This is a genomic window from Nocardioides glacieisoli (assembly GCF_004137245.1).
GTDB lineage: Bacteria > Actinomycetota > Actinomycetes > Propionibacteriales > Nocardioidaceae > Nocardioides > Nocardioides glacieisoli.
The window spans coordinates 252952-265389 of sequence record NZ_SDWS01000002.1 but is presented as its reverse complement, the minus strand read 5'-3'; the positions used below and the strand labels follow the sequence as shown (position 1 = coordinate 265389).

At 70.4% G+C, this 12438-nt stretch carries 13 protein-coding genes; 6 read left to right on the top strand and 7 right to left on the bottom strand.

Translation table 11 applies throughout. From position 1 onward, the window contains the following. The first annotated feature begins 15 nt into the window (after positions 1–15). Positions 16–1122, top strand: coding sequence for a citrate synthase 2 (locus EUA06_RS05415; RefSeq protein ID WP_129474000.1), 1107 nt, complete (start codon positions 16–18; stop codon positions 1120–1122). Here EUA06_RS05415 and EUA06_RS05410 read toward each other — a convergent pair. Then, positions 1056–1526 (bottom strand): thiol-disulfide oxidoreductase DCC family protein, encoded by a 471-nt coding sequence (locus EUA06_RS05410; protein WP_129473999.1) that lies wholly within the window; start codon positions 1524–1526, stop codon positions 1056–1058. The genes EUA06_RS05415 and EUA06_RS05410 overlap by 67 nt on opposite strands. Before the next feature lie 9 nt (positions 1527–1535). Next, complete coding sequence (locus EUA06_RS05405; protein WP_129473998.1) at positions 1536–2186, bottom strand: VldE C-terminal domain-containing protein; 651 nt, start codon at positions 2184–2186, stop codon at positions 1536–1538. 133 nt (positions 2187–2319) lie between these two features. Here EUA06_RS05405 and EUA06_RS05400 point away from each other — a divergent pair, with 133 nt between their 5' ends. Together EUA06_RS05400 and EUA06_RS05395 are read left to right on the top strand one after the other, a co-directional pair. Then, positions 2320–2769 carry a hypothetical protein gene (locus tag EUA06_RS05400; RefSeq protein WP_129473997.1) on the top strand — a complete coding sequence of 150 codons (450 nt, stop codon included), beginning with the start codon at positions 2320–2322 and terminating at the stop codon, positions 2767–2769. Continuing rightward, positions 2766–3071 (top strand): transcriptional regulator, encoded by a 306-nt coding sequence (locus tag EUA06_RS05395; protein WP_207208220.1) that lies wholly within the window; start codon positions 2766–2768, stop codon positions 3069–3071. The genes EUA06_RS05400 and EUA06_RS05395 overlap by 4 nt, the downstream gene beginning before the upstream one ends. A gap of 9 nt (positions 3072–3080) precedes the next feature. Here the strand turns inward: EUA06_RS05395 and EUA06_RS05390 are convergent, their stop codons facing one another. After that, on the bottom strand, positions 3081–3572 hold the full coding sequence (locus tag EUA06_RS05390) for a GNAT family N-acetyltransferase (RefSeq protein ID WP_129473996.1): 492 nt from the start codon (positions 3570–3572) through the stop codon (positions 3081–3083). A 104-nt stretch (positions 3573–3676) separates the two neighbouring features. Between EUA06_RS05390 and serC the strand changes: the two genes are divergently transcribed. Continuing rightward, on the top strand, positions 3677–4798 hold the full coding sequence (gene serC / locus EUA06_RS05385) for a phosphoserine transaminase (RefSeq protein WP_129473995.1): 1122 nt from the start codon (positions 3677–3679) through the stop codon (positions 4796–4798). Between the two features lie 63 nt (positions 4799–4861). Here serC and EUA06_RS05380 read toward each other — a convergent pair whose 3' ends face one another. The 4 genes from EUA06_RS05380 to EUA06_RS05365 form a co-directional block, all read right to left on the bottom strand. Then, positions 4862–5746 carry a hypothetical protein gene (locus tag EUA06_RS05380; protein WP_129473994.1) on the bottom strand — a complete coding sequence of 295 codons (885 nt, stop codon included), beginning with the start codon at positions 5744–5746 and terminating at the stop codon, positions 4862–4864. A 178-nt stretch (positions 5747–5924) separates the two neighbouring features. After that, the gene (locus EUA06_RS05375) at positions 5925–6920 is read right to left on the bottom strand and encodes a DNA topoisomerase IB (protein ID WP_129473993.1); all 996 of its coding nucleotides are present in this window, start codon (positions 6918–6920) and stop codon (positions 5925–5927) included. A 126-nt stretch (positions 6921–7046) separates the two neighbouring features. Continuing rightward, positions 7047–7976, bottom strand: coding sequence for a hypothetical protein (locus EUA06_RS05370; protein WP_129473992.1), 930 nt, complete (start codon positions 7974–7976; stop codon positions 7047–7049). Between the two features lie 201 nt (positions 7977–8177). Further along, positions 8178–9455 (bottom strand): M4 family metallopeptidase, encoded by a 1278-nt coding sequence (locus EUA06_RS05365; RefSeq protein ID WP_207208219.1) that lies wholly within the window; start codon positions 9453–9455, stop codon positions 8178–8180. A 64-nt stretch (positions 9456–9519) separates the two neighbouring features. On the opposite strand from EUA06_RS05365, the gene EUA06_RS05360 reads away from it, so the two are divergent. After that, positions 9520–10386, top strand: a complete 867-nt coding sequence (locus EUA06_RS05360; protein ID WP_129473991.1) for a class I SAM-dependent methyltransferase — start codon at positions 9520–9522, stop codon at positions 10384–10386. A gap of 145 nt (positions 10387–10531) precedes the next feature. Then, the gene (gene typA / locus EUA06_RS05355; protein ID WP_129473990.1) at positions 10532–12427 is read left to right on the top strand and encodes a translational GTPase TypA; all 1896 of its coding nucleotides are present in this window, start codon (positions 10532–10534) and stop codon (positions 12425–12427) included. Positions 12428–12438 lie beyond the last annotated feature (11 nt).

Below are 12438 nucleotides of genomic sequence, written 5' to 3'. Positions count from 1 at the left end.
CTACGAAGGAGTCGCATGACCGAGATCCACCACGGCCTCGAAGGCGTCGTCGCGTTCGAGACCCAGATCGCCGAACCCGACAAGGAGGGCTCCGCGCTCCGCTACCGCGGGGTCGACATCGAGGACCTCGTCGGACGGGTGCCGTTCGAGAACGTCTGGGGCCTCCTGGTCGACGGCTCCTACACGCCCGGCCTGCCGCCGGCCGAGCCCTACAACATCTCGATCCACACCGGCGACGTCCGCGCCGACGTCCAGGCCGCCGTCGCGATGCTCGCGCCGATGCTCGGCATGGGCCAGACCTATGACATCTCCGACGAACAGGCGCGGCTCGACCTGTCCCGCGTCGCCGTCATGGTGCTGTCGTACGCCGCCCAGTCGGCGCGCGGCCTCGGCAAGCCCGTCGTGTCGCAGGCCGACGTCGACCAGGGCACGACGCTCGCGGAGCGGTTCCTGATCCGCTGGCGCGGCGAGGCGGACCCCCAGCACGCGCACGCGATCGACGCCTACTGGTCGTCGGCCGCCGAGCACGGCATGAACGCCTCCACCTTCACCGCCCGCGTCATCACGTCGACCGGTGCCGACGTGGCAGCCGCGTTCTCCGGCGCCATCGGGGCGATGTCCGGTCCCCTGCACGGCGGCGCTCCCTCGCGCGTCCTCGGCATGATCGAGGAGGTCGAGAAGCGCGACGGCGACGCGTCGTCGTACGTCAAGGAGCTGCTCGACAGCGGCGAGCGGCTGATGGGCTTCGGCCACCGCGTCTACCGCGCCGAGGATCCGCGCGCCCGGGTGCTGCGGCGGACTGCCAAGGAGCTCGACGCCCCGCGCTACGAGGTCGCCGAGGCGCTGGAGCAGGCGGCCCTCGCCGAGCTGCGCGAACGCCGGCCCGACCGGGTGCTGGAGACCAACGTGGAGTTCTGGGCGGCGATCGTCCTCGACTTCGCCGAGGTGCCGGCCCACATGTTCACGTCGATGTTCACCTGCGCCCGCACGGGCGGGTGGTCGGCGCACATCCTCGAGCAGAAGACGACCGGTCGCCTGATCCGGCCCTCGGCCGTCTACTCCGGTCCGTCCACCCGCCCGGCGAGCGAGGTCGAGGGCTGGGACGAGGCCTGGGGCGCCTGACCCTGGCTATCTAGGGTTGGTTCAGCCGTGGGAGGAAGGGCGCAGGCGGCGGTCCCGCCGGGCAGGCGGGACCGGTTCGCCGCGACCCAGTGGTAGGCGTGTCGGGCGACCGGGTCGACGGGCCCGGTCGTCATCAGCCGGCCGACGACGCGCCACGGCAGCGGGCCGGTGCGCAGGATCGCGGCGAAGGCGCGGTGTCCGTAGTCGACCCGGCCGTCGGGGTGCACGTAGGGCATCTCGACCAGGGCTCGCTCCGCGTCGACGCCGAGGGCGTCGAGGTCGACGGCCTGGATCGTCGAGGCGTCGATGTCGACCCCGAGCCTCGGGACGAGGGCGGCGGTGCGCATGCAGAATCCGCAATCACCGTCGTTGAGCATCAGGCCACGCTCAAGGGACTGGTCCACTGCTCCAGCCTACGTCGGGGGCGCGACCGCGAGCTGCTGCTGGGCGGCGTACCAGGACGTCAGGCCCTTGGCGCCCTGGCGCGTCAGCGAGATGTGCAGGTGGTCGCGGTGCCGAAGCGTCGGCGAGCAGGTGCGCCGGTTGCGGCAGCCCGAGCTGAGGTAGCGCTTGGCGACGAACTCGTCGTAGGAGGCGTACATGGTGTCGTCCCAGATGACGTACATGATCCCCATCCGGCGGGCGAGCGCGTTCGGCTGACCGGTGTCGTCGGGGGCGAGGAGCTCGTCGAGCAGGGTCGTGGCGAGCGCCTGGTCGGTCTCGCTGGTCGCGTCGAGGACCCAGTCGAAGGCCCGCGACTCCTTGTGCTCGCTCGTGCTCGACCCGGCGCACGCCCGGAAGATCGCGCCGTAGCCGCCGCCGCGGGCCACGAGCCAGTCGGCGAGCATCAGCACGCCGGGCTTCGGGTTGCGGCGGCACGCGGTCTGCGGCTGGTAGCCGGCATAGGGCTCGAGCGGCATGACGTACGGCGCCGAGCTGGTGACGGTGCCGCGAGGCGAGGCCCCGGTCTCGTCGGCGCTCGCCGTCGTGAGCGTGCCGAGCAGAAGGGTCGACAGCAGCACGAGGCTCACTCCGAGCCGCTCCGCCATCCTCGCTGCATGCACGGCGTGACCGTAGGTGGCACAGACGGCAGACGTCAGGAGATCGTCGGAAGATCAACGGTGTAGTTCGCCGGGCGTGGTCACGCATCGTTGAGATCACTTGCCGCAATGGAAAGTCGGCTTTACAGTTGCCAACATGGAAAGCGATGAGGCTCGCAGGCAGCTGCACGAGATCGAGCGCGGCGAGGCCGCGAGCTGGCTGCACTTCGCCGGTCACGAGTGGTGGCAGCCCCTCGGTTTCGGCATCTGGTCGGCGGCGTTCGTGCTGTCTCTCGGGATCCTCCAGGGGCCTCCGCGCAGCCTGGTCACACTGGCCCTCATCGCAGCACCGCTGGCCTACGTCAGGTGGGACCGACAGCGACGCGCGGTCTATCCCCAGGGCCCGATGCCGCGGGAGCTGTGGCGCTCCACGTGGGCGCTGGTGTCCCTCTCGATCGCGGTCGCACTCTTCTCGCCCTCCGTCTACTTCGCAGCCGGCGCGTGGGTCGCGGCGCTTGCCACGGGTCTCGCGACAGCGGCTGCGGTGGAGCTCTACGGACGCGTCTACGCCGCCGACGCGGAGCGGGTCCGTCGGCGGCTCGCATGACCCGGGCAGCCACGGGATCCGCCCTCGACGGGCTCGACCCGATCCTCAACTCACCGAAGCGGTTGGCCGTCATGGCCGTCCTCGAGGGCTCGCAGTTCGCGGAGTTCGGCTTCCTGCGCGAGCACCTTGCGGTCAGCGACTCGGACCTGTCCAAGCAGGCCGCCACCCTGGAGGCCGCCGGATACCTCACCATCCGCAAGTCCGGGCGAGGCCGAGGCGGGTTGACCTCCTTCCAGGCGACAGCAGCCGGCAAGGCGGCCTACCGCCGACACCGCGACGCGCTGCGAACGATGCTGGGCTGAGCCGGACGATCAATCCGACGACCGGATCCGCTGGCCGAAGGTCCGGCTCAGCTCCGAGCCGCAGTAGTAGCCGAAGCCCGGGACCGGCTCGTAGCCGGACGAGAGGTAGAGCGCGATGGCCTCGGGCTGCTGGAGCCCGGTCTCCAGCACGAGCGCCTCGAGCCCGGCCGCGGCCGCCGTCACCTCGAGGTGGGCGAGCATCCGCCGGGCGTGGCCCTGCCGCTGTGCCGCCGGGACGACGTACATCCGCTTGATCTCGGCCGTCACGCTCGTGCCGAGTGCCTCCACGGTGCTGCGGCGCCACGCACCCGTCGCGACGGGAACGCCGCCGAGGTAGCCGACGAAGAACTGCCCGCGCGGGTCCTCGAAGTCGGCCTCATCGATGGGCGACTCGTCGCGGCCGCCGTAGCGGGCGACGTACTCCTCCTGCACGGCCTCGACCAGCACCATCGCGTCGGGGTGCGTGATCGCGACCCGCTCGATGCGCAGGTCGGTGTCCATCGTGCGTCCCCTGTCGTGTGTCCCGTGGTGGCGGATGAAAGGATAGGGACCCATCTGACAGCGTCGTCAGGACCCCGCCCGCACATCGCACGTGAGGTTCCTCCATGACCGACGCCCTCAAGATCCCCGCCGAGCTCCTGCCCGCCGACGGCCGCTTCGGAGCGGGTCCGTCGAAGATCCAGACCAGCCACCTCGACGCCCTGGCCGCGACCGGCGACACGCTGATGGGCACGTCCCACCGGCAGGCGCCCGTGAAGCAGACGGTCGGCCGGGTCCGCGAGGGCCTCGCCGCGCTCTTCGACCTGCCCGACGGCTACGAGGTCGTGCTCGGCAACGGTGGCGCGACGGCCTTCTGGGACATCGCCTGCTTCGGTCTGGTGCGCGAGAAGAGCCAGCACCTGGCGTTCGGCGAGTTCTCCTCCAAGTTCGCCACGTCGGCGAAGAAGGCGCCCTGGCTCGCCGACCCGACCGTGATCTCGAGCGACGCGGGCTCACGGCCCGAGGCCGTCGCCGAGGACGACGTCGACACCTATGCGTGGGCGCACAACGAGACCTCGACCGCGGTCATGGCGCCCGTACGCCGCCCGGCGGGCATCGCCGACGACGCCATCGTGCTGGTCGACGCGACCTCCGGCGCCGGTGGCCTGCCGGTCGACCTCCACGAGGTCGACACCTACTACTTCGCCCCGCAGAAGTGCTTCGCCTCCGACGGCGGGCTGTGGATCGCCCTCATGTCCCCGCGCGCCCTCGCCCGGGCGGAGGAGATCGCGGCGACCGACCGCTACATCCCGCCCTTCTTCGACCTGCCGACGGCGATCGACAACTCCTCGAAGAACCAGACCTACAACACCCCCTCGGTCGCGACGCTCTTCCTGATGGCCGAGCAGCTCGACTGGATGAACGCCCAGGGCGGCCTCGCGGGCATGGTCGAGCGGACCACCGCGTCGTCCGACGCGTTGTACGGCTGGGCCGAGCGCACGGCGTACACGACCCCCTACGTCACCGAGGCCGCGGACCGCTCACTCGTCATCGGCACGATCGACTTCGACGACGACATCGACGCGGCGAGGATCGCGGCGGTCCTGCGGGCCAACGGCGTCGTGGACACCGAGCCCTACCGCAAGCTGGGGCGCAACCAGCTCCGCATCGCGATGTACCCGGCGATCGACCCCGCCGACGTCGAGAAGCTCACCGGCGCGATCGACTACGTCGTGGACAAGCTCTGAGACAGGACGAGGGTCCCGGCCGTCGCGGCCGGGACCCTCTCCCCTCGTAGGTTCTGCTGCAGGTCAGCTGCCGAACTTGTAGGTCTGGCCGTTGACCTCGGCCCAGCGCAGCAGGCCGGACAGGTTGATGCCCTGGCCGCAGCCCTGGGTGATGCTGATGTTGGTGATCGACTTGGCTCCGTGCGCGGCCATGAAGGACGACCACGGCTGCTCGCCGGCGGGGTTGCTGCCGGCGTCGTCGTTGTAGCGCACCGTGCCGCTGGTGACGACCCACTCGTGGAACTCGCCCTCGCCGATGTCGTAGTTGGTCGCCTTGTTGAACTGGGTGTTGGGCGAGAACGTCAGGCGCTCGGTGCCGTCACCGAAGAACACACGGAGGTAGGGCGCACCGATGCCGTTGGTGTTGGCGTCCGCGAGGTAGCGCGCGTAGTAGACGAGGTTGTCGATCGAGGAGACCTTCTGGCCGTTGAGGCCCGAGAAGTCGAGCCGGGCGTAGTCGAGGCCCGGGTCCTCGCACTCGCCGGCGTTGGCGAAGGTGCCGAAGGCGATGCCGTCGCCGGTCATCTTGAGGCCGGCCACGTCGGCGGCGCGCGCCTTCCAGAGGCCGTTGAGGTCGGCGACCTGGGTGATCGAGCTGTCGCCCTTGGGTCCCCGCGGGCCTTGGTCACCCTTCTCGCCCTTGGCACCCGCGGGCCCCGCGGCGCCCTTGACGCCCAGCTTGTCGGTGACCTCGGCGTTCAGGTCCTTGAGCTTGAGGGTGCGGTTCTTGACCTTGGTGGTCGTGACGGAGCCGCGGTCGAGGTCACGAGCCTCGATCGAGCGGTCCTTGATGTCCTTGCCGGTGATCATGGCGCCGGCGACGGCACCCGATCCCGCACTGACTGCGAGCATCGCCGCGGCGGCGAGGACGACGACACCGCGCGAGCGCGACGTAGTGAAGTTGGGCATGCTTGATCCCCTCGTTGTCGGGCGAGCACCGTGCCCGTCCCGTGGGTGCCGCACCGACCACCCCGACCCCCGATTGGCCACCCACAGGAGGATGCGACGCGAGCAACGTAACCCGGATCACACGTCGTGTCAGGACTCTTCTGACCAATTATTGACAGACCACCCCTGGGGGTGGAGGTCAGCCGGCCAGCAGCTTGAGCACGGCGCGCTCGAGGGCCGCCTGCCGCGCGTCGTCGGTGTCGTAGGTCCCGCGCACCTTGATGGTGCGTCCGCGCTCGTAGGCCTCGACGACCCGGGGATCGACGTACGCCGTCCGCGCCAGGGTCGGGGTGTTGCCGAGGAACTCCGAGACCTCCTTCATCGCGCCGGCGACTGCCCGCTTGCGCGAGGCCTTGGTCTCGCCGGGCTCGTCGGTCTCGGCCAGCGCGGCCGCCGCGATCACCGTGGCGTGCCACGTGCGGAAGTCCTTGGCGGTGGCCTCGATGCCGAAGCACGTGCGGATGTAGTCGTTGACGTCGCTCGCGTTGAGGTCGCGCCAGGTCTTCCCGTCCTTCCACGCGAGCAGCTCGTCGCCGCCGCCACGTCGCTTGCGCATCACCTGGAGCGCCTCGATCGCGGACCGGTCGTCGATGTCGATGGTGTGCTCGACGCCCGACTTCCCGACGAAGGAGAAGCGGAGCGAGTCCCCGTGCTTCGACACGTGGTCCTTGCGCATCGTGGTGAGCCCGAAGGAGCCGTTGGTGTCGGTGTAGACGTCGTTGCCGATGCGGAAGTAGCCGAGGTCGAGCAGGCGTACCGCGACCGCGCAGGCACGCTCGAGCGACATGGTCTCCGCGCCGATGTCGCTCAGCACCCGCTCGCGCGCCTTCGACAGCGCCTTGCCGAACCCGAGGATCCGGTCGAACTTCGCGGCGTCCCGGCTCGCCCGCCACTGCGGGTGGTAGAGGTACTGCTTGCGGCCGGCGTCGTCGGTGCCGACGGCCTGCAGGTGGCCGTTGGGGTGCGGCGTGATCCACACGTCCTGCCAGGCGGGCGGGATGACCAGGGCCTTGCACCGCTGGACCTGCTCGGCGTCCAGCTTGCGACCCGCCTCGTCGAGGTAGGTGAATCCCTTGCCCGAGCGGCGTCGGGTCCAGCCCGGCTGGTCGGGGAACGTTCGCCGCAGTCGGGGCATGTCGGTGAACCTACTGCCCGAGCGGGTGGCGGTTGGTCACCCGCAAGGAGGTCGGCCGTCGCGACGTGCGAACGGCCCGCCGTGCCGGAGCACGACGGGCCGTACGGAGGAGATGTCAGACCTTGATCAGGAGGTCTTCTCGATCACGCCGAAGGGCTCGAAGTCGTACGTCGTCGAGTTGATCTGCAGCGCGTCGATCGCGCCGGAGAAAGCGTAGTCGCGGCCCTTGCCGACCTGCACGGTGAACAGGGTGGCGTCGGGCATGGCTGCCTTGACCTGCGCCAGCGTGCAGTAGGTGACCTGGTTGCAGCCGCTGCCGGTGCCGGCTGCGCCGGTGAGGTACCAGCCGGCGTCGGCGGTCTCGACCTTGCTCCACGTGTTGATGGGCAGGTTGCGCACCACGTAGTTGAGCGTGCTGTAGCCCGAGTTGTACTTGTTCGGGTTGATCTCCATCGAGACGCTCGCCGCGTTGTCGACGAACTTGGCACGGTTCTCACCGGTCGTGAACTCCCAGAAGCTCACCGTCGAGATCGAGGCGAGCGTCTTGCCGGCGAAGTCGACCTGGTTGCCGAAGGACGCCTTGTCGTCCGGCGAACCCGTGCGGATCCCGAGGGAGCCGATGCCCATGGGCGGCTTGATGTCGGCGCCGACGGTCGGGCCCGAGCGCAGGTAGGAGTCGCCGTTGCCGATGACGTTGCGGTCGATGACGCTCCAGTTCGGACCGGCGTAGGCCGCGGTGCCGTCGGAACCCTTGGGACCCTGCGGGCCGGTGTCGCCCTTGTCGCCCTTGTCGCCCTTGTCGCCCTTGGCCGACTCGTCCTTGATGAGCTCCCGCAGCGACGGGGTGAGGTCGCGCACCTTGAGCGTGGCGTTGGCCACGTCGCGGCTCACGATGGTGCCGTTGTCGATGTCCTCGCTCTGGATGGTGCCGTTCTTGATGTCGGCCCCGGTGATGAGGGCGCCGGCGACGGCCCCCGATCCGGCACCGACGGCGAGGACCGCAGCGGCAGCAAGGACGACGACGCCGCGCGAGCGCGCGGTCGAGAAGTAAGACATGTGTTTCCCCTGTGTGCAGGCAGCGCGAGACGAGCGCGCTGCGCGAGTGATGGTGCCGACCGACCCTCGAACCCGGGTGGGTTCCCCACGGTCTGTGGCGGCGACACCGTAACCCGGTCTAGCCCGGTCCGCAGGCGAGGGTGGAACAATTTTGTCATGAATGTCCTGACTCACGCCTGAGCAGATCGGCGGACCTCACCCCTAGGGCAGGAGACGGCGGGCCAGCTCGGCCTGGCGGGCCGTCAACCGGTGCTCGGGAACGCGCACAGGCTGGTCGTCGTCGAGCGTGAACGTGTAGACGTACATGTCGGGCATCGGGCGCTCGTCCGCGACGGACGACGACAGCGCCGCCTCGGTGACGAGCCCACGCAGGTCGTCGTCGAGGTCGACCTCGACCGACTCGGTGCGGCCGACGAATCCGCCGCTGCGCTCGACTCGGAGCCGTCGCGCACCCGTCGGCACCGGTGTCCCGGCCGCACCACCGACCCCTGCCTCCACCCCCACCTGGGCCCACGCCTCGCGCACGGCGTCGGCATGCTGCCCGGCCGCGGCCACCGTCGCGGCGGCGAAGGTCGCGAAGTCGGCGTCCTCGGGCACGTCGCCGCCGACGAGGGCGTCGTACCAGACCCGGCCGGCACCCTCGATCGCCGTGCCGCCGATGGCGACCGCGGCGAGCTGGAAGGCCTTGTTGGGGATGCCGGAGTTGAGGTGGACCCCGCCGTTGTCGTCGGAGGTCTCGATGTAGTCGTCCATGTGGCCGACCTGCGGGTCGGCGCCGACCTCCGGGTCGTCGTACGCCGTGCCGGGTGCGGCCATGTCGCGCAGGGCCCGCGCGGTGATCGACGGCATGAAGATGCCCTCGCCGATCAACCAGTCGCCTGCTGCGGCGTCCTGGTCGAGCAGCCGCTGCTTGAGGCAGGAGGCGAAGACGTCGCACACGGACTCGTTGAGCGCGCCGGACTGGCCCTGGTAGACCAGACCGGCGGTGTACTCGACCACAGCGTGGGAGAACTCGTGGGCCAGCACGTCGACCGGCTTCGTGAAGCGCTCGAAGACCCTGCCGTCCCCGTCGCCGAAGACGAGCTGGGTGCCGTCCCAGAACGCGTTGTTGTAGCGCGAGCCGTAGTGGACGGTCAGGCTCACCGGCGCCCCGGCGTCGTCGTGGGAGTCCCGCAACAGCACCTCGGCGAACATCGCGAGGCTCGCCTCGATGCCGGTGGCCGCCTCGTCGACCGCGACGTCGCCGGTCTCCGGGTCGCCCGCGCTGCGTGCGGGCGTGCCGGGCAGCGAGGTCGTGGAGTCGGCGTCGTGGACGGTCCAGGCCGGACCGCCCGGCACGACGGCCCGTTGCGCGGACCGGGCCTCCACGCTGCGGCGGGTGCGCAGCCCGTCGTCGAGCGCGGCCCGCTCGGCGCCGTCCACCCGCTCGGCGAGCCAGGGCGGGATGAAGGTGCAGTGCATCGAGTCCCGAGAAGTCATGGCACAGGTCTACCCGGCGACTCGGACATCGGGAAGGGACCGTCGCGCGGCTAGCATGCCGACCGTGGCCCTGAGCATGCGCAAGCGGCGATTCATCCGACGCCTGGCCGGCTACGGCACGAACCCCGTGCAGCGTCGATGGCGCGAGGTGAGGGGCCAGGAGCAGCACCACGTCATCGCGGGCCACCCCGTCGTGCTGCCACCGGGGCACGACCTCCCCTACTACCAGCGCCGCGACCCGACGTACGACTCCTATGCCGGGGCCGTGATGGCGGAGATCGCCGCGGGCGCCGGTCGCGTGCTGGTCATCGACGTCGGCGCCAACGTGGGGGACACCGCCGTCGAGGCGCTCGGCGCTGCCCCGAACATCGACCTGGTCGCCATCGAGGGCGACCCTGCGTTCGCGTCGTACGCCCGTCGCAACCTGGCACAGTTCGGCGAGCGGGCCCGGGTCGTCGAGGGCTTCGTCGGCCCGGTGGGCTCGCGCGTGCACTTCCGCGCCAACGCCTCCACCGGCGGCTTCCAGGGAAGTGCGACCGACGGCACCGAGGTCACGGAGTGGGTGACCCCCGATGCCCTGCTCGCGGACGCCGACTCGTTCGACGAGGTGGTGTGGAAGAGCGACATCGACGGCTTCGACGTGCACGTGCTCGTCCGGCACTGGGACGTGATCACCTCGGCCTGCCAGACGCTGTGGTTCGAGTACGACCCGGTCGGCACGCTCGGCGATCCGCAGGACCTCGCCACGCTCATCGAGCTGCTCGCCGACTCGGGGCGGACCCTGCGCGTCTTCGACAACCTCGGCCGCGAGATGGTCCGACTCCTGCCCGGCGAAGGGGTGCGTCAGGGGCTCACCGTGCTGGCCACCTGGCTGGCGCAGCAGCGCGAGGGCCACGTGACGGTGCCCTACGTCGACATCTGGGCGCGCTGACCGGCCCGACACCCGCTGTGGTGGGCGTCACCGGCGCTCCACGGCGAATCAGCGATTCGGGCGCGCCGCACTAGACTTTCGACGCTGCGGCCGTGCTGGCCGCGCCGGCGTCCCGCCACCTCGTCTGCACCCGGAAGGCCCCTGCATGTCCACCCAGTCCCGCTCCGACCTGCGCAACGTCGCGATCGTCGCGCACGTCGACCACGGCAAGACCACGCTGGTCGACGCGATGCTCCGCCAGGCCGGCGCCTTCACCGCGCACCAGGCCGAGAGCGTCGCCGACCGCGTCATGGACTCGGGCGACCTCGAGCGCGAGAAGGGCATCACGATCCTCGCGAAGAACACCGCTGTCCACTACGCCGGTCCCGCCGGAGGCGGTCAGCCGATGGTCATCAACATCATCGACACCCCCGGCCACGCCGACTTCGGTGGCGAGGTCGAGCGCGGCCTGTCGATGGTGGACGGCATCGTGCTGCTCGTCGACGCCTCCGAGGGCCCGCTCCCCCAGACCCGCTTCGTGCTCCGCAAGGCGCTCAACGCCGACATGCCGGTGATCCTGGTCGTCAACAAGACCGACCGCAGCGACGCCCGCATCACCGAGGTCGTCGACGAGTCCTACGAGCTCTTCATGGACCTCCTCGACGAGACCCACAGCCAGGACGCGCTCGACTTCCCGGTCGTGTACGCCTCGGGCAAGGCCGGCATCGCCTCGCTGACGGCCCCCGAGAACGGCGAGATGCCCGAGGGCAGCGACCTCGAGCCGCTCTTCAAGACGATCCTCGAGACCATCCCGGCGCCTGTCTTCACCGAGGGCGCGCCGCTCCAGGCGCACGTGACCAACCTCGACGCGTCGCCGTTCCTCGGCCGCCTCGCGCTGGTCCGCGTCCACGAGGGCACCCTCAACAAGGGCCAGACCGTGGCGTGGATGAAGCGCGACGGCACCGTCAAGAACGTCCGCATCACCGAGCTCCTCGTCACCGAGGGCCTCGAGCGCCAGCCCGGCCAGAGCGCCGGCCCCGGCGACATCGTCGCCATCGCGGGCATCCCGGAGATCACCATCGGCGAGACGCTCGCCGACGCGGAGAACCCGGTCGCCCTGCCGCTCATCCACGTCGACGAGCCCGCGATCTCGATGACGATCGGCACGAACACCTCGCCGCTGGTCGGCAAGGTCAAGGGCGCCAAGGTCACCGCCCGCCTGGTCAAGGACCGCCTCGACGCCGAGCTCGTCGGCAACGTGTCGCTGCGCGTCCTGCCCACCGAGCGTCCGGACGCCTGGGAGGTCCAGGGCCGCGGCGAGCTCGCCCTGGCGATCCTCGTCGAGCAGATGCGTCGCGAGGGCTTCGAGCTCACCGTCGGCAAGCCGCAGGTCGTCACCCGCGAGGTCAACGGCAAGGTGCACGAGCCCTTCGAGCGGCTCACGATCGACGCGCCGGAGGAGTACCTCGGCACGATCACCGAGCTGCTCGCCGCCCGGAAGGGCCGCATGGAGGGCATGACCAACCACGGCACGGGCTGGGTCCGGATGGACTTCGTCGTCCCGGCGCGTGGCCTGATCGGCTTCCGCACCGACTTCCTCACCGAGACCCGCGGCACCGGCATCGCCCACCACATCTCCGAGGGCTACCACCCCTGGGCCGGCGAGATCCGCTCGCGCAACTCGGGTTCGCTGGTGGCGGACCGCGCCGGCGTCGCGACGGCGTACGCCATGACGTCGCTGCAGGAGCGCGGCATCCTCTTCGTCGAGCCGACCACCGAGGTCTACGAGGGCATGATCGTCGGCGAGAACTCGCGCGCCGACGACATGGACGTCAACATCACCAAGGAGAAGCAGCAGACCAACATCCGGTCCGCCACCTCCGACAACTTCGAGAAGCTGATCCCGCCGAAGCGACTCTCGCTCGAGCAGTGCCTGGAGTTCTGCCGCGAGGACGAGTGCGTCGAGGTCACCCGCGAGACCGTCCGGATCCGCAAGGTCGTGCTCGACGCCAACGCGCGCGCGAAGACGGCGAGCCAGGCGCGCAAGGCCAACAAGGGCTGATCCGCCCGGCA

Bases quoted from the DNA above. Each gene is read 5' to 3' on its own strand.
- EUA06_RS05415 (WP_129474000.1), top strand. From the start codon at position 16: ATGACCGAGATCCACCACGGCCTCGAAGGCGTCGTCGCGTTCGAGACC.
- EUA06_RS05400 (WP_129473997.1), top strand. From the start codon at position 2,320: ATGGAAAGCGATGAGGCTCGCAGGCAGCTGCACGAGATCGAGCGCGGC.
- EUA06_RS05395 (WP_207208220.1), top strand. From the start codon at position 2,766: ATGACCCGGGCAGCCACGGGATCCGCCCTCGACGGGCTCGACCCGATC.
- EUA06_RS05390 (WP_129473996.1), bottom strand. From the start codon at position 3,572: ATGGACACCGACCTGCGCATCGAGCGGGTCGCGATCACGCACCCCGAC.
- serC (WP_129473995.1), top strand. From the start codon at position 3,677: ATGACCGACGCCCTCAAGATCCCCGCCGAGCTCCTGCCCGCCGACGGC.
- EUA06_RS05380 (WP_129473994.1), bottom strand. From the start codon at position 5,746: ATGCCCAACTTCACTACGTCGCGCTCGCGCGGTGTCGTCGTCCTCGCC.
- EUA06_RS05375 (WP_129473993.1), bottom strand. From the start codon at position 6,920: ATGCCCCGACTGCGGCGAACGTTCCCCGACCAGCCGGGCTGGACCCGA.
- EUA06_RS05370 (WP_129473992.1), bottom strand. From the start codon at position 7,976: ATGTCTTACTTCTCGACCGCGCGCTCGCGCGGCGTCGTCGTCCTTGCT.
- EUA06_RS05365 (WP_207208219.1), bottom strand. From the start codon at position 9,455: ATGACTTCTCGGGACTCGATGCACTGCACCTTCATCCCGCCCTGGCTC.
- typA (WP_129473990.1), top strand. From the start codon at position 10,532: ATGTCCACCCAGTCCCGCTCCGACCTGCGCAACGTCGCGATCGTCGCG.